This window comes from uncultured Erythrobacter sp. (genome assembly GCF_947502395.1).
Taxonomy (GTDB): domain Bacteria; phylum Pseudomonadota; class Alphaproteobacteria; order Sphingomonadales; family Sphingomonadaceae; genus Erythrobacter.
The window spans coordinates 647215-665449 of the sequence record NZ_CANMZM010000002.1 but is presented as its reverse complement, the minus strand read 5'-3'; the positions used below and the strand labels follow the sequence as shown (position 1 = coordinate 665449).

Genomic DNA, 18235 nt, shown 5'->3' with positions numbered 1-18235 from the left:
TGCGTAGCTATTCGCTTCCTACCGCCTCCGCAATGCTCGAAATTCCTTCGCGATCCATAATTCTTTGCAGGCCTTGAACTATTTGGGCACCTAGAGAGGGCCCATGGTAGACCATAGCGGAGTAGAGTTGGATGAGGCTGGCCCCGGCACGGATGCGCTCCCAAGCGTGCTCTGCATTGGCAATTCCCCCCACGCCGATAAGGGGCAGCTCCCCTCCGGTTGCCTTTCGGAAGTCGCGCAAGCGTTGAAGAGCGAGCATGCGCAAAGGCTTGCCCGACAAGCCGCCCATTTCGCTCGCATATCTTGAGGTGAGCCCTTCGCGAGAGATGGTCGTGTTTGAAACTATAAGAGCACCGAGGCCCTTATCGAGTGCAATCCGAGAGATGGCATCAACATCCTGCGGTTCGAGGTCGGGAGCAACCTTGAGGAAAATAGGTGGCATTGCCTTGCCTCCAGCCTCGGCGCGTGCGGCGATAACGCCATCAATAAGGGCGGATAGCGCCCCTTCATCCTGAAGCGCCCGAAGGCCCGGCGTATTTGGGCTTGAAACATTGACTGCAAGATAGCTGGCGTATGGGGTCATTACCCGCGCCATCTCAGCGTAGTCTGCGATCCGATCTTCAGAGTCCTTGTTGGCGCCAATGTTTATACCAACGATACCTCCGCGTGCCTGCCGAGCCTTAAGCCGCTCTAGCGCTGCTGCTGCCCCTGCATTGTTAAATCCCATACGGTTGATGACGGCTTGGTCTTCGGTCAGTCGGAATAGGCGCGGCTTCGGATTGCCGGCTTGTGGGCGCGGCGTAATCGATCCCACTTCTGTAAAACCAAATCCGAGCGCTAGCAGGGCATCTGGCACCTCGGCATCCTTATCGAATCCTGCAGCAACTCCCACAGGATTGGGAAAATCAAGCCCGGCAACTGTCACGCCGAGCCCAGAGGATTCAGATCGTCGCGAGAGCGACGTGCCAATCGGGATCGCTTTGAGAGCTTTGATCGCAAGTTTGTGACCTGTCTCCGAATCGAGCGCGAAAATGGCCGGGCGAGCAAGATCAAACAGTTTGAATTGGCTAAGCATCGTCAATCGCTAAGCCTCAAAACCAACCTTGTGTCGAGCAGAAAGCGATTTGTGCTTTTCTAGGAGCCTAGCAAGCTTCGGTAAAAGCTAAAAAATCGCCGGTTCCGAAGCTTGTCGCTTCAATACAATTATTCTGTGTGCACCGCGGCTAATAAGACACCGCGACCCGAAGGGCTCCAAGCAGCGATGCAAAGAGTTCCTCAACTCATATGGGCGGCTGTCCTCAATTGACGGCCGCCCTTTTTTTGTCGATTCCGTCTGTTAGCGTCGGCGCGACGAAAGACAGGGGCGCGAATGGTTGAGGGTTTAGACGGATTTCCCGGTCTTTCGGAAACCGAGTCCGAAGATGCCAAGCTTGAGCTGACCGCCAGCGATCTCATCCAGGTCGACTACATCGCGCCTCAGGCCGCCATTAGCGACTATGTCACTACACTGTACCACTTCCGCTGCGATGAGCCCGAGATTTGCGATATTCAGCCTGCCTCGGTTGGTCATTTCGCGATCTTTCCTCATGGAAAAGGTGAAATGCACTTTAGGGATGGCAGGCAGGTTCCCAACCATGAGACGGTAGTGATGACTCCCCTGTCCACGTCGCATCCGATCCATGTCGCAGGGCCTATGCACTGTGTGGGAGCCGCACTCACCCCGCTTGGTTGGGCGGCGTTGACCGGACTTCACGCAGGCGACAATCGCGATCAAATGAAAGAGGCAAGTGAGGTACTTGGCGGAGAAGCCGCGCAACTTGGCGAAAAGCTCAATACCGAATACCGTGCGGGTACGATGAGTGGGCGGGCATGCGCACTCGCGATGGGCGAGTTCGTCGGTGTCCGTGTCAAAGCGATCAATCCCCGCCATGCCGAGCTTATCAAGGTCGTGAACACATGGCTGGGTGCATCGCTCAACCCTAGCTTAGAAGATTTGATGGAGGCAGCGGCCTATTCCAAGCGTCAGGTTCAGCGCCTGACTGAAAGGTACTTTGGCCTCCCGCCTCAAGCTTTAGCACGCAAGTATCGCGCTCTGCGCGCCGCTGCATTGCTTTCCTTCCCGATGCTGACCGAAGAATTCGAAGCGCAGTTGGCGGAAGCTTTTTTCGATCAGTCTCACATGATCCGTGAGATCAATCTGTTTGTTGGCCGCACTCCTGCGCGATTGCGCGATCCGGACACTCCATTCCTAAGTGAGATGATCGCCCCGCAAAACCTACGCGAACTCAATCTTTGAGCGCATCGAAGACTTTCATACGACGCACTGGAACTGCGATTTAGCTTTCATGCCATTTTCTTCGCATAAGGGGAAACCCCTCGGGGTCAATGTCGCTAGGATACAATGGCTAAACCGTCGATGTCGTTCAGATACAAGCCATAGTGACCAAATACGCATATTCAAACGACAACGAGCCCAACACGAGCGGCTTGTCGGAGCCTGATCTTCGGGCACTGGGGACGATTCAGCCTGCGGGTCGCACTTTGCGCTCTGAATCGTCCCAACTTCGCCCGATCGACAAAAGCAACGAACACTTTAGCCTCACTTACTTCGATCCCCCTGCGGGTTTGGAGCGCCATATTTTGGCGCTGTTTGACCTGCAGCACTACGAGGAAGCATGGGATGACCGGCACCCTGGGGCGTTGGGCCAGTTGTTTTTCACTATCCAAGGCCGAGCGTACGCATACTTCGGAGATAGGGTTGACCGGGTCGATGGCGGCCCTGTTCTCTTCAATGCTTTCGATGTGGCGGCACCCTATCACGTCGATGGGCCATGGCGATGCCTTGGTGCATCGCTTTCGCCCTTTGGGTGGGCCTCACTCACTCACGCTCCTGTTGACAATTGCCGAAACCGTTTCATTCCGGCAAGCGAGCTCTTGGGTGAGGACATTGATTTTTTCTCCGATGATCTGGTCGGACGCTGTCGTTCGGGAGAAGTGTCGAGCGAACAAGCATGTATTGAGGTCGCCGAGTGGATCCGCCCTCGCCTGAGCCCCATTCCGCCAACACATGAAGATGTGATTGAGGAGGTATTGGCTTGGCTTGGCTCTTCACTCAACCCGCAAGTGGATGAGTTGTTCGGCACACAACCTTATTCTCGCCGGCAAATCGAGCGATTGGTGAAGAGGTACTTCGGGTTTGCCCCACGAGGCCTTGCCCGAAAATTTCGAGCGATTCGCGCCGCCAACTTGCTGGCCCAACCCGATTTGACCGATGAAGGCGAATCTGAAATTGCAATGGCCTTTACAGATCAGCCCCATATGATCCGCGAGATCCGCCGGTTCTGCGGATACACACCTTCGCGGCTGGGGGGATCTCAAGATCCTTTGTTTGTCCGGCTAACCAACATGCAAAATTTAGATCGATTTCGGCCATATCGAGGACTCGACAATGGACAGAAGCCGGACGGTCCGCCGCTATGAGTCTTCTGAATCCTGGGCGCACTGTGCCTTTGTTACGTTCGGGATAGCACTTGTGCTTGAAATCAGAGCGATCTGCGCGTATTTGAAATACGACTGATTTACTCCGATTTAAGAACCATTCGCAACAAGCGGGCTACTCCTCTCTCATGCGCCTCTCCAATCTCACCGATTATGCCATTATCACGATGGTTCAGGCGGCCACCCATTGTGGGGATGGCCGGGTGAGCGCGGCTGAGCTCGCGAATGAGACTGGGCTGCCCGTTCCTACGGTTCAACGATTGGTGTCCAAGCTGACAGCGGCCAGCCTCCTGCGTTCCGTACGCGGAGCGGGCGGAGGCCTGCAATTGGGTCGCCCGGCGGCTGCGATCACGGTGGCTGATATTGTCGAAGCGGTGGAGGGGCCGATTGCTCTCACCGCTTGTCTCGACAACGGCGATTGCGACTACGAAGCGGGCTGCAACATGAAGCCGCATTGGCCGATGATCAACGCCAAGCTGCGCGGTGCGCTCGCAGAAATTACTCTGGACGATCTTCGTGCAGACCCCTCTCAAACGATCCCACAAAAAGAGCTTACGGCATGACCGATAACGTCGATCAAGACATCCAATTGGACCGGCCTGAAATTGACCAGGATGCGAAGGACGCAGCCGCCGCTGTGACTGAGTACGAACATGGCTGGTCTTCGGATATTGAGACCGAATTTGCCGAGAAGGGCCTTACCGAAGACACGGTGCGCTTTATCTCTGGCAAAAAGGGTGAGCCGGAATGGATGCTCGATTGGCGTCTCAAAGCCTTCCGCATGTGGCAGGAAATGGAAGAGCCCGATTGGGCCAAGGTCGGCTATCCCAAGATCGACTACCAAGACGCCTATTACTACGCCGCGCCCACAAAGAAGATTGAACTCGATTCGCTCGACGATCTCGATCCTGAGATTAAGCGCGTTTACGACAAGCTTGGCATTCCTTTGGGCGAACAAGAAGTGCTCGCCGGGGTCAAAGGCGCGAAGAAAGTCGCTGTGGACGCGGTGTTCGACTCTGTCTCCGTTGCGACCTCCTTCCGCGAGGAGTTGATGCGCGCTGGCGTTATCTTCCGATCGATCTCTGAGGCGATCAAGGAATACCCGGAACTCGTCAAAAAGTGGCTGGGCCGCGTTGTGCCCACGCGCGACAATTACTTTGCTTGCCTCAATGCAGCTGTTTTTTCGGATGGCACCTTTGTCTACATCCCCGAAGGCGTGCGTTGCCCGATGGAGCTCTCCACCTATTTCCGCATCAATGCGGAGAATACGGGGCAGTTTGAGCGCACTTTGATCATCGCAGAGAAGGGCGCTTACGTCTCCTATCTCGAAGGCTGCACCGCTCCGATGCGCGATGAAAACCAGCTCCACGCAGCCGTCGTGGAATTGGTCGCGATGGAAGATGCCGAAATCAAATATTCGACCGTCCAGAACTGGTATCCGGGCGATGCCGAGGGCAAGGGCGGGATCTACAATTTCGTGACCAAGCGCGGCCTTTGCCAGGGCGACCGCTCCAAGATCAGCTGGACACAGGTTGAAACCGGCAGTGCGGTGACGTGGAAGTATCCGTCGTGCGTCCTCAATGGCGAGGACAGCGTGGGCGAGTTCTACTCGGTCGCGGTCACCAACAATTACCAGCAGGCCGACACCGGCACCAAGATGATCCACAACGGCAAGGGCTCGCGCTCAACCATTATCTCAAAGGGGATCAGCGCTGGCAAATCGAACAACACGTACCGGGGCCTAGTCCGTGTGGGGCCAAAGGCGGAAGGGGTGCGCAATTTCACTCAGTGCGACAGTCTGCTGCTCGGCGATGAATGCGGCGCGCACACCGTGCCCTATATCGAGGTGAAGAACCCCGGCGCTCAGATCGAGCACGAGGCGACGACTTCTAAAATCTCCGACGAGCAGCTCTTCTACGCCATGCAACGCGGCCTCGACGAAGAGGAAGCGGTGGCGCTGATCGTCAACGGCTTTGCCAAGGATGTGCTCAAAGAGCTGCCGATGGAGTTTGCCGTGGAAGCGCAGAAGCTGCTGGCGATCTCGCTTGAGGGGAGTGTCGGGTGATGGAAGCTGAGCGCATCAAGGCTGCGCGAACGCGCCTTTGGCGTGCTTGGGTGTTCGGCGGGATGCTGTGGTCCGTTGTGTTTCTTATGTTGGCAGCTACGATCGTCATGTTGTTCGGCGTGGAAAAAAGCAGTTCCGGATTCGCGATAGCATGGGGTGCAGCGATCCTCGCAGGCGGGACTTACGGCATCATTATGGTCGGCGCGCTCCTGATGCATACGATCAAGCGGCTCGTCCGAGGGCGACCGATTGTTGAAGAAGAATAGAATGACTGACCGCAAAACCCTTGGTATCAAAGACACATCCGGTGAAGCCCCCGAGCTGCCCAAGAAGGGTCGGGGCTGGAAGATCTCGGATAAGCGTCTCGATGCGCTCCACGACCGCGCGCGCGAAATGCGGCGCTTTGCCTCGCCTGCGAACAAGGCGCTCGCCAAGAAGTTCGCTGACGCCGACCTTGGCCGCTACACCTTCAAGCGCTTTGCCGTTGTTGGCTCGGCCATTGTCGACTTCAACTGCCACAATCTCGGCATGGCGATCATGATCGACGAAGAGGATCAGGACGAAACGCTGGCCAAACGCCGCGACAAAAGTCTTGAGAGCGTTGGCATCCGCGTAATGCGGATCAAGGCGACCGATATCCTCGACGATATGGACGCCGTGCTCCAACGCATCACCGCCGGAATGCGCATCCGCATTGGCGACCGGAAAGACGCAGCCCGCGCCCACCGCGAGGCCAATCCCAACCAAGACTATTCGCGGCCTGATCGGCGGGATAACCGTTCGGATGAGCGCGGCGGATATGGCCGCGACGATGGTGGCCGCCGATGACCGACCTCCCCCTCCCGTCATTGCGAGGAGCCGAAGGCGACGCGGCAATCCAGAGCCGCACCGCACCCCGCCCTGGATTGCTTCCCCCGGATCAAGCCCGGGGTCGCAATGACGAAAAATGCCATGGAAACAACGCAAATGCTTAAAATCACCGACCTTCACGCCACCGTTGGCGAAGACAATCCCAAGCCGATCCTCAAGGGCCTTTCCCTCGAAGTCGCGGCAGGCGAAGTCCACGCGATCATGGGCCCCAATGGCGCGGGCAAATCGACGCTTGCCAATGTCCTTGGAGGGAAGCCCGGCTATGACGTGACCAGCGGCTCGGTCGAATTTATGGGCGAAGACCTGTTCGACCTCGACCCGCATGAGCGTGCGGCCACCGGCCTGTTCCTTGGCTTTCAATATCCGGTTGAAATCCCCGGCGTCTCCAACGTCCAATTCCTGCGCGAGGCCTTGAACGCTCAGCGCAAATATCGCGGGGAAGAAGCGCTTTCTGGCGGGGAGTTCCTGAAACTTGCCAAAGAGAAGGCTGGCCTGCTCAAAATGGACATGGAAATGCTCAAGCGGCAGGTGAATGTCGGCTTTTCCGGCGGCGAGAAAAAGCGCGCCGAAATGGTCCAGATGGGCATTCTCGATCCCAAATTTGCCGTGCTGGATGAGACCGATTCAGGCCTCGACATCGACGCGCTGCGCATCGTGGGCGAGGGCATCAATTCGATTATGCGCGATAGCGGCAAAGGCGTGCTGCTCATCACCCACTATCAACGCCTACTCGACGTCGTAAAACCTGACCGGGTAAGCGTGCTTGCCGATGGTCGCATTGTCCAAACCGGCGGGCCAGACCTAGCCCTACGCCTCGAGGACGAAGGCTATGACGCTGTCATGGCTGAAGTTGCAGCATGATTATCGCGTCTCTCTTGCTCGCCCTTCAGGCAGCTCCAGTAGAGGAGGTGCCTGAGATCGTTGTGCTTGGAAACCTGCGCTCAATGCAAGCATCGGTTGGCCAAGACAGCGAAGGGAAATGGCATTGCTCGCTCAATCGCTCAACTGGTCGACCAAGGCTTGATGATCGGTTCTGCCGGGCGGTGACCAAATGCGTGCGCAAAGGCGCGAGCAATGAAGAGGAAGTTCGCGAGTGCATTAGCGATAGCCGTGCGCGGCTTGTCAGAGAAGTTGAGCGCGCGATGAATCGAGATTCGAAATGAGCGACACCGCAACACTGCCCACCCGCCGGGACGAAGCATGGCGCTATGCCGACCTGGGGGCGATCGCAAAGCTTGGCACGGCTGGCATTGCCGAGCGGCAGGACATCACCGTCGCTGTTGGAGAAACCAAGCGCATTTGCCTGATCGTTGGCGGAGAGGTTCCTGACGTCACGCGTATTCGCCTAATCGTGGGTGACGGCGCAACTGGTGAAGTCTTCGCGACCAGTGCTGGCGATGACTACACCCGCCTCGAAATCGAAGTACGGCTGGGCAAGGGCGCACACTTTGAGTTTGGCGGCGTTACCATTGGCGGTGGCGATGCCGTGCGCGAATTCGTCACAACCACTGTCCATGGTGAGGCTGACGCGACCAGCAATCAGACGGTGCGCAGTGTTCACTGGGGGCAGGCAACGGGCAATTTCCTTGGCGAGATCAAGGTTGCACGCGATGCACAAAAGACCGATGCAGCACAAGATTTCAAAGGCTTGCTGCTCGAAGCGGGCGCGAGCGCCAATGCTGTTCCGCAGCTTGAGATTTTCGCCGATGATGTGAAATGCGCGCACGGTGCGACCGTGGGTCAGCTCGACGAAGCCGCTCGTTTCTATATGGCCGCGCGCGGCCTCTCACCTGAATTGGCACAGCGCCTTTTAGTGCAGGCATTTATTGGCGATGCCTTTGTAGGATTGGACGACGAGGTGGAACGAGAGAGACTACTCAATGTTGCTTTGTCGGCGCTGGAGAGCGCTAAGCTGTGAACGCGCCCACCTTCCCTGACCGCGATGTGCGTGCTGACTTTCCTGGCCTTGTGACCAAGGATGGTGATCCGTGGCATTATCTCGACACAGCTGCAACTGCGCAAAAGCCGCGCCAAGTGATCGAGGCGATGACCCGCGCATTGGGAGAAGACTACGCAACAGTCCATCGCGGCGTGTATTCTCGGTCAGCGGATATGACGTTGGCATACGAATCGGCGAGGCGGCGGATCGCGACCTTTATCGGCGGCCGAGAAGATGAGATTGTCTTTACGCGCGGCGCGACCGAAGCCATCAATCTGGTGGCGAAAACTTGGGGCCGTGCGAACCTCAAAGCGGGCGACCGCATTCTGCTGTCACAGCTAGAGCACCATTCAAACATCGTGCCTTGGCAAATGCTGGCCGAGGAAGTGGGCGCGAGCATCGACGTTGTGCCGCTAACTGACGATCACCAGATCGATCTTGATGCGGCAGAGGCGATGCTGACGCAGCAGCATAGGATTGTTGCGTTCGCTCATGTTTCCAATGTGTTAGGCGGCGTGCTGAATGCGTCACGCGCAGCGGCGATGGCACACAAAGTTGGCGCGAAGCTCTTGCTTGATGGCTGTCAGGCGGTCCCGCATATGCCGGTGGACGTGGCTGCGCTCGGTTGTGACTTTTACGTCTTTTCTGCCCACAAACTCTATGGCCCCACCGGCATCGGAGCCTTGTGGGCCCGTTCCGAAATTCTCCTCGATATGCCGGCTTGGGAAGGCGGCGGGGCGATGATCGACCGCGTAACGTTTGAAAAGACCACCTACGGACACGGGCCCCAGCGCTTTGAGGCAGGAACACCGGCCATCACCGAAGCCATCGCTTTCGCAGCTGCTGCGGACTACGTTCGGGAGGTCGGCCTTGTGACGATGCATGAGGCCGAGAGCAATTTGGTGGTACGTCTACGCCGCGAACTGACCGCAATGAACGATGTGACTGTCTATGGCCCGGCTGACAGCGCCGGCATCGTTAGCTTCACTATCGATGATATCCACCCGCATGACCTCGGCACCATTTTGGATGAGGCGAATATCGCCATTCGCGCAGGGCACCATTGCGCACAGCCATTGATGGACTATCTCGGCGTGCCAGCCACAGCCCGCGCCAGTTTCGGGCTCTACTCGACCGATGAGGACATCACAGCGCTTCTCGAAGGCATCGCCCGCACCCGCCGTATTTTTGGAAAAGGTTAGGACATTATGACCACGCCAAACGACGCATCCACAAAGCCGCCACGCGCTCGGGTAGAAGACGCTATCGACCCTGATGCGGTGTCAACTGAGGCGCCGCGTGAGCGCGATTATCTTGAGGGGTTTCTGCACCAGAAGCCAGCAAGTGATAGTGCTGGCGGGCCGGGCGGTGACTTGCAGCAAGCCGTGGTCGACGCGCTGAAAGAGATTTACGACCCGGAAATCCCCGTCAATATCTATGATCTTGGACTGATCTACGGTGTTGACGTGGATGACGAGTGCGATGCGACGATCACTATGACTCTGACCACGCCGCATTGCCCGGTTGCTGAGACTATGCCCGGCGAAGTTGAACTGCGCGCGGCATCTGTGCCCGGCATTCGTGATGCGGAGGTAGATTTGGTATGGGATCCGCCATGGAGTCCAGAGAAAATGTCCGACGAGGCGCGGCTTGAATTGGGGATGTTGTGATGGCTGATACGAAGACACGCAAAATGCCAGCGGCCGTGATCCTCACCAAGGGGGCGGAAGACCGCATCGCGCATCTTATGAGCCAAGCCCCAGAAGATGCGATCGGAGTTAAGCTTTCAACCCCGCGACGTGGGTGTTCTGGGCTTGCTTACTCTGTCGACTATGTGGACGAAGAGGCCAAGTTCGACGAGAAAATCGAAACGCCGGGCGGCACATTCTACATTGATGGCGCAAGCGTGCTTTATCTGGTTGGCTCAACCATGGATTGGGTTGAGGACGATTTCACTGCGGGCTTCACATTCGAGAATCCCAACGCCAAAGGCGCCTGCGGCTGCGGCGAGAGCTTTATGGTCTAGTCCGGGTGCCGCGCCCGGGAGAGTGCGCTCCATTACCAGCGACCATTCACCCGGCCGCAGCAATCCGCGCGATCAACCGACGCTCCAGATCGTCAAGCTCGCCGTCGGCCTCGACCATCGTGTTCACCCAGTCTTTCTCTGCCTGCGTGACTTTTGCGCCTTCGATTGAAGCCGCGACAATTTTTTCGCCAGCGTGCTCTGACACTGCGCCGTCTTTACGCTTGCCGAAGACAACGCCCATTGCGTTTGCAAAGTTTTGAGACACATTGGGTGCTTCGCGAACCATCCGGCTCATGAATCGGCCGACATTGGGCTCATTGTCCGCAACGAAACGCTGCAGCTCAAGCCTGCGATCATGATCAAGCTGGGCATTGGCCACGGTGAAGCCTTTGAGATAATTCTCGACACCATCAAGGAACAATTGCTCCCATTCCGGAGAATTTGCAGAGGCCAGCGTCGCATCTTTCAGGCGGAACAACATCTCAGCTTCAAACCTGCTTACAGCAGCAGGACCACAGCCCCCGCTTGCAAAGATCACCCGTCGAAGGATCTTGGCTTCTGTACCGGTAATATGCGTGTCTGACAGTTCGCCGCCACAGCGTGTGGGGCCAGTGCCAGTGAGAACTTCCTGCTCAATCTGTTTGACCACATAGTCTTTGAGAAGCGTCGGCACGTTTTCCGCCCGCTCGATGATTCGCACGATCGTTTCGAGCTCAACCACGCTGTCCACAACGCCGTCATGATCGATCTGAGCGATCAGCCAGCGCGCTTCTGCATCGTCGCATTGCAAGCGGGGTGGGGTGCCGTTTAGCACATACTCGCCTATAGCTTCGACGAAGAAATCGCACCATTCGGAGTCGCGCTGATCCAGCGCATCGTTCAATGCGAACAGGGCCTCTGCTTCATCCTGATGGATCACCCCATCGCCCCATCCTTGACGGCGAAGAGCAAGAACTTCCTGCGGATCGACGGTTCCGTCTGCGGCAGCGGCTTTTGCAAGCTCAGTAAAATGCGTGGTCATCTTGGTATAAACCCCTTTGATACGGGCTCTTGCATGACACAATGTGCTTAAGGCCGCGTTACCAGCGAGCTTATCCGCCTGCGACAGACCGCTCGACCTCTTCGATACATCCTGCCCGATCCGCATCCCCGCCACCTTTTCTCTGGCGCGCCTCAACGTGCGTCGCTACCGGCGTTGAACCTCGCTCAAGCGGGTAGAAAAAGATATCAAGGACGCAGTTTTGGGAGATGAACTGGAGTTTACGCGCATCGCCTTCCGAAAGATCAATCCGGGCTCGGCCAAAGCGTCTGGTTAACGACATCGTACTTTCGCCAATCACGCTTTCGAGCCCTTCCCCCCGTTGAATCTGTGGAGCAGGGACACTCGAAGCAGCCGGAGCGGCGCTCGCTGATACCGGTGGTGATCTAAGGCTTGGCGAGCAGGCCGCGAGGCATGCTGAGCTTATGCTGAGGAGGGTCAGGTGCTTAGACTTCATCTTCGCTCCTTCCATTTGCGAGGGCGCGATGCGTCAGATGAGTGCCTGCCGCTGCCCCCAAGATTGGCGCGAAGAAGTTGGCAATTGGCACCACCATAATCGCGGCAATGACCCCGCCGAGCAATACGCGCTGAAACGAAGGCACAGGATTGGTTTCCGCGGGCTCTCCGCAATGGCGAAGCCACGCCATATCGGTTAGTTCGCGCCCCAATAGCACCGCGTTCACGAGTAGGAAAACGACGGCAGGGCCGATCGCCGTGAACACCAGAACCAGGGCCACAGGAAGCGCCAATGCGTTGAATAGCAACGCCCTTCCAACGCCTCGCACGCTGTTCGCAAGATCACGGCGAAAGGGCAATTTTCGCGCTTGCAACGCGGCATCGGGATAGTGTTGTTGTTCTACTGCGATGATGATCTCATCAGCAAAGAACTGCAAGACCGCGAGCGCCACCACCCGAAACAGGAACCAGAAGGCGAGACCGGCAATCACGACCGCCAATGCCGCTCCAGCCCAGCCGCCGCCCTCAAAGCCGTACGCTTCAATGGCTGTCGAGACACCATAGTACAGTCCCGCCCCAAACAGGACGAACACGAGCAGCGTGAGCGCGGCCGTCTTGGCCAGTAGTCTGACCACCGCGCGGTCAGTGAGTTGGCCAAATCCACTCACCAGAGCTGATAGCACTGCATTCATGGCCCACGCTGTGCGGGCTTGGGCAATCTGAGTCAAACCGCGCAATACTCCTTTCCACTTGGCCTCAGCCCCGCTTGCCGCTAGGCGCGCTCGAAACCTATTCCCGACTTCCCATCCAAGGACCTTTCCTCGTGTCAGACACACCTACACGCTATGACGTGATCGCCATCGGTAACGCCATCGTTGATATCATCGCCTCTTGCAGCGAAGACGATATCAATGAGCTTGAGCTCAACCGCGGCGGCATGACCCTCGTCGACGCAGCGGGCGCTGATCGCCTTTATGACGCAATGGGCCCGGCGACCGAGAAGTCGGGCGGATCGGCGGCAAACACGCTTGCTGGCCTTGCGGCGCTTGACATCCAGTGTGCCTTCGTTGGCCAGGTTGCCGAGGACCAGTTCGGCAAGGTCTTTGCCCACGATATGCGGGCCACCGGCATTGACTTCGACACCGCGCCGCGTCCCACTGATGGCACGTCTGAGAATCCGCCAACTGGTCGCTGCCTCATCTTTGTTACGCCCGACGGCGAGCGTACGATGAACACCGACCTTGGGTCGAGCCAGTTCCTTCCTGCCTCCGCATTGGACGAGGACCTCATTGCGAGCGCGGCGATCCTCTACCTCGAAGGCTATCTGTGGGACCCCGAAGAACCCCGCAATGCCATGCGCCGCGCTATGGGCGTCGCCCGTGCCGCGGGCCGCAAGGTCGCGTTCACGGCCAGCGAGAGCTTTGTCATCGACCGTCACGGCGATGACTTCCGCGCCATGATCGAGGAAGGGTTGATTGACATCCTCTTCGTCAATGAGAGTGAGCTTGCGACACTGACCGGCGAGGAAGACTTCGAAACCGGCTTCGACATGATTGCTCCCAATGTCCCTGTTCTCGTCGCAACCCGCAGCGCCAAGGGCGCGGTGGCCAGTGCATACGGTGAACGCGCCGTTGTCGCCGCAGCTCCGGTTGCCAAAGTGGTCGACACGACCGGCGCCGGTGATCAGTTCGCTGCAGGATTCCTCGCTGGCTTTGCGCGGGGCGAGAAGCTCGAGACTTGCCTCAAACGCGGCGCCATCGCAGCTGCCGAAGTGATCAGCCACTATGGCCCTCGCCCCGAGGCGGATATGAAAGCGCTAATGGAAAAGAGTTTGTAAGTGCCGCGCCGGTTTGAGACACTTGAGACACTGTCTAAGCGTTTAAATCCTTTCGATTAATAGAGTGGATTTTGATCGGTTTTACCGATGAAGAGCGCGACCCGGATAGTGGAGTGTTTCAGGACCATGCTTCACATTAGCGCGCTGGAAGCATGTAGGAAAATTCTGTGACAAGGCCTCACTCCACCGGCACATAGTCCCTGCGCCTGAGCGTGATCATGTAGTCCGAAACCTCGTCCACATGCTCCCTCGTCAGGTCGAAATCCATGATCTCGGGATAATTGTGCGCGTTTCTTAGCCATGCCTTGATCGTCGACGCGGTCACACCTCGCCGATTGGCAATCGCCTCAAAATCGGGAGCACGCGGGTTGGGTGAGAGAAACGGCGGCTCCACCGCATGACACCCCCCGCACGCCGCCTCGATAAACGCGGGTGCAGGCGCAGACGAGGCTGCTCCCACCTGAGGCTCAGCTGGGTAAGCGGACTGACAAGCGGCCAGAGCCAGACTTGCATTGGCGAGAATGATGAGGCGATGGGTCATGGTTGATGTATGAGCGCAGCAGAACAAAGGGTCTTTGATCCAGATCAAGTTTGGGGATGGGTATAAGCGTCGCAAGCTCAACGCTTTTTACTAGCGCGTGGCAAGGATTTCTGAACGCCTTTGACTTCGGAGATCGCTTTGTCAGCTTCCTCATGACGTTTGAGCTTCTGCTTCGCCTTGTAGGATTGGTAAACCCTTTCAGCAGCGCGCCGTGCCTCAGATGTTTTGACTCGGCCGCCGCCTTGCAGAACAACCCTTCCTAGATCACGGAGTTGCTTGTCGAGCACAGCCTGAGCTTTGCTCATCATCGTCAGGCGCCCAAGATCCAATTGGTCTTCAAAGATATCCAAGAGGATCGTCGTCAGTCTGTTCAGTTCTTTGATTTCAGATTCAGCGAGGTAGTTTTTTGATACCGCCACATCTTTCTTTCGAATATTCTCGTTCGGCCAAGTTTGCAGCCCCATGTTCTCCGATGCGATACTTGCACGCGAAGAGATTACCTCAGCAGGCGTTTGGCTGGTTACGGCGTAAACTAGCTTGGCCTGGGTCTCTTGATAGAATTTGCGCGAAGCCTCTGAACTGCCATCATAATCTTGGCACATAGCGCAAATTGCTCGGAGTTCACGATAAAGGTTGGCTTCATCTGACCGAATATCTCGAATGATTTCGCGAAGTTCGGCTACCCTATCGCGATTCTCAGGATTCTTGAGCCTTGGAGCATCGATCACAAAGCCTTTAACCGCAAACTGGACGAGCTTGTCAGTGGCCCATTTGCGGAAGAGAGTTCCCTGCTTGGTTGAAACCCGGTAACCTACGGCAATCACCATATCTAGACTGTAGAGAACCGCAGGGCGCCCATGACTTCTTTGCATTTTCTGCAAAGAAGTCGGATCAAGTTCGCCTTCGTCCAATATGTTGTTGATATGGCGTGATATTGTCGAGATGTCTCTACCAAAAAGCTCTGAAATCTGAGCTTGTGTCATCCATAACTGCTCACCTGCGTAGCTCACTTCAACGTGAGTCCCGGTTCCGTCTGAATACACCAAGAAACGGTCGCCAGTGTCTTCATCTTCTTGGAGGTGGACGGGTTCTTGATCAGTCATGATTCTCTCGCGAACAAAAAAAGAACAGTAGCTCTTTTACTGACTCGAAAGAAGGCCCAAGGCGTTCTTTATGCACGACCCTCCCGCGCGACTTCTTTCCAGCCGATATCGCTGCGGCAAAAGCCGCTGGCAAAGTCTACTTTCGCCACCGCTTCGTAGGCTGCCGCTTTCGCCTCGGTCACGTTTCCACCGCTGGCTGTTACGTTGAGCACGCGGCCGCCGTTCGCGACCAGCTGGCCATCCACCAGCTTCGTTCCTGCGTGGAAGACCTTTGCGCCGTCCTCTTCCGACGCGCCCAGATCAATCGCTCCACCTTTTTCGGGTGTTCCGGGGTAGCCTTTTGCGCACATCACCACGGTGAGCGCGGTTTTTGCGTCGAAACCTGCTTCCACCCCGGCAAGCTCACCCTTGGCACAGGCGAGCATCACCGCTGCCAAGTCGCCCTCGAACCGCGTCATGAGCACTTGGCATTCAGGATCGCCAAAGCGGCAGTTGTATTCGATCAACTGGGGCCCGGTCGCGGTCAGCATAAGGCCAGCGTAAAGGACGCCGGAATAGGGCATTCCTTCAGCGCGCATCGTGTCGACGGTCGGCTGGATGATCTCTTTGATCACGCGGGTCTGCAATTCCCCTGTCAGGACAGGCGCGGGTGAATATGCGCCCATGCCGCCGGTGTTGGGGCCAACGTCCCCTTCGCCAACCTGCTTGTGGTCTTGCGCTGTGCCAAAGGGCAGCACGCTCACACCGTCGGTGATCGCAAAGAAGCTGGCCTCTTCGCCCTCGAGAAACTCTTCGATCACGACCTGCGCCCCCGCCTCTCCGAACGCTCCGTCGAACATATCGGCAAGTGCTGCTTTGGCCTCGTCTTTATCGGGAGCGATCACCACGCCCTTACCTGCCGCCAGACCGTCTGCTTTAAGCACGTAAGGCGCAGTGAATTTGGCGAGCGCTGCAGTCGCCTCCGCCAATGAATGCGCGCGGACATATCCACCGGTGGGGATATTAGCGCGCGCGCAAAGGTCTTTGGTGAAGCCCTTGGAGCCTTCCAATTGCGCGGCTTTCGCGCTGGGTCCGAAAGCGGGGATGCTTGCGGCAGAGAGACTATCAGCAAGGCCATCAACCAGAGGGGCTTCCGGGCCGATCACCACAAGGCCGATCTTCTTGGCCTGGCAGAATTCCACCACCGCGCCGTGATTGCTGACATCCAGCGTCACGCATTCCGCTTCCTCGGCGATCCCAGGATTTCCGGGGGCGGCGTAAAGCTTGGTAAGAGAGGGGGATTGCGCGAGCTTCCAGGCTAGCGCATGTTCGCGGCCACCCGACCCGATTAGCAGGATATTCATGGCTCGCAGCCCCTCTTTACCTTCTGACAGTTCTGGCCTGCTAGCGCGCAGCAGAGACGGCGACAACGCCGAACCGCTGACGATCAGTGAGATTTCCCAAAGCTTGAAGCGCACCGTGGAGGATCGCTTTGGTTATGTTCGGCTGCGCGGTGAGCTATCGGGGGTCAAACGCGCGGCCTCTGGCCATATGTATTGTGCGCTGAAAGACGATAAGGCGGTGCTCGACGGAGTCATGTGGCGCGGGAACACCGGGCGGCTGGCCTTTGTCCCTGAAGACGGGCTTGAGGTGATCGCAACCGGTAAGCTGACCACATACCCCGGGCGCTCTAAATATCAGATCGTGATGGACAGCCTGGAGATTGCGGGCGAGGGCGCTTTGTTGGCGCTTCTTGAGAAAACCCGCGCGAGGCTTGAGGCAGAAGGGCTGTTCGCGAGGGAACGCAAGCGGCGACTGCCGTTCCTTCCGCGCACAATTGGCGTGGTGACTTCGCCCACGGGATCGGTGATCCGCGATATTCTGCATCGCCTGGCTGACCGCTTCCCCAGCCATGTGCTCGTCTGGCCGGTGCTGGTGCAAGGGCAGGGTGCAGCCGAGCAAGTAGCGGGCGCTATCAGGGGGTTTTCCGAGATCGCTCCAGGTGGAGCCATAGCGCGGCCTGATGTGGTTATTGTGGCGCGCGGGGGCGGTTCGATAGAGGATTTGTGGAGCTTCAACGAAGAGGTTGTGGTTCGCGCAATCGCAGAATGTACCATTTCGGTTATCTCGGCGGTAGGCCACGAAACTGATACGACACTTGCTGACTATGCCGCAGACCAGCGTGCGCCAACGCCCACAGCTGCGGCTGAAATGGCGGTCCCTGTGCGAGTGGATCTTGATGCGACGGTTGCCGATTTCGCCGCCCGCCAACGCCGCGCAGTGCACCGCCCATTGGAGCTTGGCCGCGAACGATTGGACGCGCGCGTGCGCCGGATGCCGAAGATCGAGGCGCTGCTTCAACCACAGGCGCAGAAGCTGGACGACCTGTCAGAGCGCCTGCGCCGGGGCCTACGTGACCGTGCCGGACAGGGCCGCGAAAAACTCGCTGGGACGGCGGCAAGGCTAAGCCCGCGCCTCCTTCACCAAGCGCTTGATACCCGCAAAGATCGGTTGGTCCGGGCTAAGCTTTCGCCTGAGCTTGTGACGCGCCCGATTGCGCAAGGGCAAAACCGCCTCGATGCGCTTGCAAGATTGGCAGAGCAGCTTCACCCGAAAAAGCCGCTTGAGCGTGGATATGCCATGGTGCGGGATGGCGACCGAAGGGTTGTGACTACCTTCGAAGAGGCCGCTTCAAAGCCGGCCCTCAACCTTGAGTTCAAGGATGGAGAGCTTTCGGTGGGCGTTGGTGATGCCCCTCCGCCTGCCCAAGCCAAAGCCCAGCCCAAAGCGCCGCCACCCGCACCTCCCAAGCGCAAAACCCGTCCAACTGCGCCCAATCCGGCGCAAGATGATTTGTTCGGTTAGCGGTCCATGCTATGGGA

The 18235-nt window shown here is 57.7% G+C and carries 21 protein-coding genes; 14 read left to right on the top strand and 7 right to left on the bottom strand.

All coding sequences use genetic code 11. The features are described from left to right. Nucleotides 1–7: 7 nt before the first annotated feature. The gene (locus Q0778_RS09480) at nucleotides 8–1075 is read right to left on the bottom strand and encodes a quinone-dependent dihydroorotate dehydrogenase (RefSeq protein ID WP_298306586.1); all 1068 of its coding nucleotides are present in this window, start codon (nucleotides 1073–1075) and stop codon (nucleotides 8–10) included. Nucleotides 1076–1369: 294 nt separating this feature from the next. On the opposite strand from Q0778_RS09480, the gene Q0778_RS09475 reads away from it, so the two are divergent. The 12 genes from Q0778_RS09475 to Q0778_RS09420 all read left to right on the top strand — a co-directional run bounded on the left by Q0778_RS09475 (nucleotide 1370) and on the right by Q0778_RS09420 (nucleotide 10398). Continuing rightward, the gene (locus Q0778_RS09475) at nucleotides 1370–2296 is read left to right on the top strand and encodes a helix-turn-helix domain-containing protein (protein ID WP_298306589.1); all 927 of its coding nucleotides are present in this window, start codon (nucleotides 1370–1372) and stop codon (nucleotides 2294–2296) included. 143 nt (nucleotides 2297–2439) lie between these two features. Beyond that, nucleotides 2440–3480 (top strand): helix-turn-helix domain-containing protein, encoded by a 1041-nt coding sequence (locus Q0778_RS09470; RefSeq protein WP_298335687.1) that lies wholly within the window; start codon nucleotides 2440–2442, stop codon nucleotides 3478–3480. A gap of 146 nt (nucleotides 3481–3626) precedes the next feature. Further along, the gene (locus Q0778_RS09465) at nucleotides 3627–4061 is read left to right on the top strand and encodes an SUF system Fe-S cluster assembly regulator (protein WP_298306596.1); all 435 of its coding nucleotides are present in this window, start codon (nucleotides 3627–3629) and stop codon (nucleotides 4059–4061) included. Further along, nucleotides 4058–5563 carry a Fe-S cluster assembly protein SufB gene (sufB, locus tag Q0778_RS09460; protein ID WP_298335684.1) on the top strand — a complete coding sequence of 502 codons (1506 nt, stop codon included), beginning with the start codon at nucleotides 4058–4060 and terminating at the stop codon, nucleotides 5561–5563. Before Q0778_RS09465 ends, sufB begins: the two co-directional genes overlap by 4 nt. Further along, nucleotides 5563–5829, top strand: a complete 267-nt coding sequence (locus tag Q0778_RS09455; RefSeq protein ID WP_298335681.1) for a hypothetical protein — start codon at nucleotides 5563–5565, stop codon at nucleotides 5827–5829. The genes sufB and Q0778_RS09455 overlap by 1 nt, the downstream gene beginning before the upstream one ends. 1 nt (nucleotide 5830) lies before the next feature. Further along, nucleotides 5831–6391, top strand: a complete 561-nt coding sequence (locus tag Q0778_RS09450) for a DUF559 domain-containing protein (protein ID WP_298335679.1) — start codon at nucleotides 5831–5833, stop codon at nucleotides 6389–6391. A gap of 138 nt (nucleotides 6392–6529) precedes the next feature. Beyond that, the gene (gene sufC, locus Q0778_RS09445) at nucleotides 6530–7294 is read left to right on the top strand and encodes a Fe-S cluster assembly ATPase SufC (protein ID WP_298335677.1); all 765 of its coding nucleotides are present in this window, start codon (nucleotides 6530–6532) and stop codon (nucleotides 7292–7294) included. Then, complete coding sequence (locus Q0778_RS09440; RefSeq protein ID WP_298306610.1) at nucleotides 7291–7596, top strand: hypothetical protein; 306 nt, start codon at nucleotides 7291–7293, stop codon at nucleotides 7594–7596. The genes sufC and Q0778_RS09440 overlap by 4 nt, the downstream gene beginning before the upstream one ends. After that, nucleotides 7593–8351, top strand: a complete 759-nt coding sequence (locus Q0778_RS09435; protein ID WP_298335674.1) for a SufD family Fe-S cluster assembly protein — start codon at nucleotides 7593–7595, stop codon at nucleotides 8349–8351. Before Q0778_RS09440 ends, Q0778_RS09435 begins: the two co-directional genes overlap by 4 nt. After that, complete coding sequence (locus tag Q0778_RS09430; RefSeq protein ID WP_298335672.1) at nucleotides 8348–9574, top strand: cysteine desulfurase; 1227 nt, start codon at nucleotides 8348–8350, stop codon at nucleotides 9572–9574. The genes Q0778_RS09435 and Q0778_RS09430 overlap by 4 nt, the downstream gene beginning before the upstream one ends. 6 nt (nucleotides 9575–9580) lie before the next feature. Beyond that, entirely contained in the window at nucleotides 9581–10042 is a 462-nt protein-coding gene (locus Q0778_RS09425) for an SUF system Fe-S cluster assembly protein (RefSeq protein WP_298306618.1), read from the top strand. Then, on the top strand, nucleotides 10042–10398 hold the full coding sequence (locus tag Q0778_RS09420) for an iron-sulfur cluster assembly accessory protein (RefSeq protein ID WP_298306621.1): 357 nt from the start codon (nucleotides 10042–10044) through the stop codon (nucleotides 10396–10398). Before Q0778_RS09425 ends, Q0778_RS09420 begins: the two co-directional genes overlap by 1 nt. Before the next feature lie 46 nt (nucleotides 10399–10444). On the opposite strand, the gene Q0778_RS09415 is transcribed toward Q0778_RS09420, so the two are convergent. The 3 genes from Q0778_RS09415 to Q0778_RS09405 all read right to left on the bottom strand — a co-directional run bounded on the left by Q0778_RS09415 (nucleotide 10445) and on the right by Q0778_RS09405 (nucleotide 12621). Continuing rightward, the gene (locus Q0778_RS09415) at nucleotides 10445–11419 is read right to left on the bottom strand and encodes a hypothetical protein (protein ID WP_298306624.1); all 975 of its coding nucleotides are present in this window, start codon (nucleotides 11417–11419) and stop codon (nucleotides 10445–10447) included. A gap of 70 nt (nucleotides 11420–11489) precedes the next feature. Beyond that, nucleotides 11490–11720 (bottom strand): hypothetical protein, encoded by a 231-nt coding sequence (locus Q0778_RS09410; RefSeq protein WP_298306627.1) that lies wholly within the window; start codon nucleotides 11718–11720, stop codon nucleotides 11490–11492. Between the two features lie 163 nt (nucleotides 11721–11883). Continuing rightward, nucleotides 11884–12621 carry an EI24 domain-containing protein gene (locus Q0778_RS09405; protein WP_298335669.1) on the bottom strand — a complete coding sequence of 246 codons (738 nt, stop codon included), beginning with the start codon at nucleotides 12619–12621 and terminating at the stop codon, nucleotides 11884–11886. A 95-nt stretch (nucleotides 12622–12716) separates the two neighbouring features. Here Q0778_RS09405 and Q0778_RS09400 point away from each other — a divergent pair, with 95 nt between their 5' ends. Continuing rightward, a complete protein-coding gene (locus tag Q0778_RS09400) occupies nucleotides 12717–13730 on the top strand; it encodes an adenosine kinase (protein WP_298335667.1) in 1014 nt (337 codons plus the stop codon). A 178-nt stretch (nucleotides 13731–13908) separates the two neighbouring features. Here Q0778_RS09400 and Q0778_RS09395 read toward each other — a convergent pair whose 3' ends face one another. From Q0778_RS09395 to purD, 3 genes are all read right to left on the bottom strand, one after another. After that, nucleotides 13909–14271 carry a hypothetical protein gene (locus Q0778_RS09395; protein WP_298335665.1) on the bottom strand — a complete coding sequence of 121 codons (363 nt, stop codon included), beginning with the start codon at nucleotides 14269–14271 and terminating at the stop codon, nucleotides 13909–13911. Nucleotides 14272–14348: 77 nt separating this feature from the next. Next, nucleotides 14349–15374, bottom strand: coding sequence for a RhuM family protein (gene rhuM, locus Q0778_RS09390; protein ID WP_298335663.1), 1026 nt, complete (start codon nucleotides 15372–15374; stop codon nucleotides 14349–14351). A 68-nt stretch (nucleotides 15375–15442) separates the two neighbouring features. Then, the gene (gene purD, locus Q0778_RS09385; RefSeq protein WP_298335661.1) at nucleotides 15443–16717 is read right to left on the bottom strand and encodes a phosphoribosylamine--glycine ligase; all 1275 of its coding nucleotides are present in this window, start codon (nucleotides 16715–16717) and stop codon (nucleotides 15443–15445) included. Here purD and xseA point away from each other — a divergent pair. Further along, the gene (xseA, locus tag Q0778_RS09380; protein WP_298335659.1) at nucleotides 16716–18218 is read left to right on the top strand and encodes an exodeoxyribonuclease VII large subunit; all 1503 of its coding nucleotides are present in this window, start codon (nucleotides 16716–16718) and stop codon (nucleotides 18216–18218) included. The two genes, purD and xseA, sit on opposite strands and share 2 nt — an antisense overlap. Nucleotides 18219–18235: the final 17 nt, after the last annotated feature.

Bases quoted from the DNA above. Each gene is read 5' to 3' on its own strand.
- purD (WP_298335661.1), bottom strand. From the start codon at position 16,717: ATGAATATCCTGCTAATCGGGTCGGGTGGCCGCGAACATGCGCTAGCC.
- Q0778_RS09420 (WP_298306621.1), top strand. From the start codon at position 10,042: ATGGCTGATACGAAGACACGCAAAATGCCAGCGGCCGTGATCCTCACC.
- Q0778_RS09465 (WP_298306596.1), top strand. From the start codon at position 3,627: ATGCGCCTCTCCAATCTCACCGATTATGCCATTATCACGATGGTTCAG.
- rhuM (WP_298335663.1), bottom strand. From the start codon at position 15,374: ATGACTGATCAAGAACCCGTCCACCTCCAAGAAGATGAAGACACTGGC.
- sufC (WP_298335677.1), top strand. From the start codon at position 6,530: ATGCTTAAAATCACCGACCTTCACGCCACCGTTGGCGAAGACAATCCC.
- Q0778_RS09425 (WP_298306618.1), top strand. From the start codon at position 9,581: ATGACCACGCCAAACGACGCATCCACAAAGCCGCCACGCGCTCGGGTA.
- Q0778_RS09435 (WP_298335674.1), top strand. From the start codon at position 7,593: ATGAGCGACACCGCAACACTGCCCACCCGCCGGGACGAAGCATGGCGC.
- Q0778_RS09395 (WP_298335665.1), bottom strand. From the start codon at position 14,271: ATGACCCATCGCCTCATCATTCTCGCCAATGCAAGTCTGGCTCTGGCC.
- Q0778_RS09480 (WP_298306586.1), bottom strand. From the start codon at position 1,075: ATGCTTAGCCAATTCAAACTGTTTGATCTTGCTCGCCCGGCCATTTTC.
- Q0778_RS09455 (WP_298335681.1), top strand. From the start codon at position 5,563: ATGGAAGCTGAGCGCATCAAGGCTGCGCGAACGCGCCTTTGGCGTGCT.
- Q0778_RS09410 (WP_298306627.1), bottom strand. From the start codon at position 11,720: ATGTCGTTAACCAGACGCTTTGGCCGAGCCCGGATTGATCTTTCGGAA.
- Q0778_RS09415 (WP_298306624.1), bottom strand. From the start codon at position 11,419: ATGACCACGCATTTTACTGAGCTTGCAAAAGCCGCTGCCGCAGACGGA.
- Q0778_RS09440 (WP_298306610.1), top strand. From the start codon at position 7,291: ATGATTATCGCGTCTCTCTTGCTCGCCCTTCAGGCAGCTCCAGTAGAG.
- Q0778_RS09475 (WP_298306589.1), top strand. From the start codon at position 1,370: ATGGTTGAGGGTTTAGACGGATTTCCCGGTCTTTCGGAAACCGAGTCC.
- Q0778_RS09450 (WP_298335679.1), top strand. From the start codon at position 5,831: ATGACTGACCGCAAAACCCTTGGTATCAAAGACACATCCGGTGAAGCC.
- xseA (WP_298335659.1), top strand. From the start codon at position 16,716: ATGGCTCGCAGCCCCTCTTTACCTTCTGACAGTTCTGGCCTGCTAGCG.
- sufB (WP_298335684.1), top strand. From the start codon at position 4,058: ATGACCGATAACGTCGATCAAGACATCCAATTGGACCGGCCTGAAATT.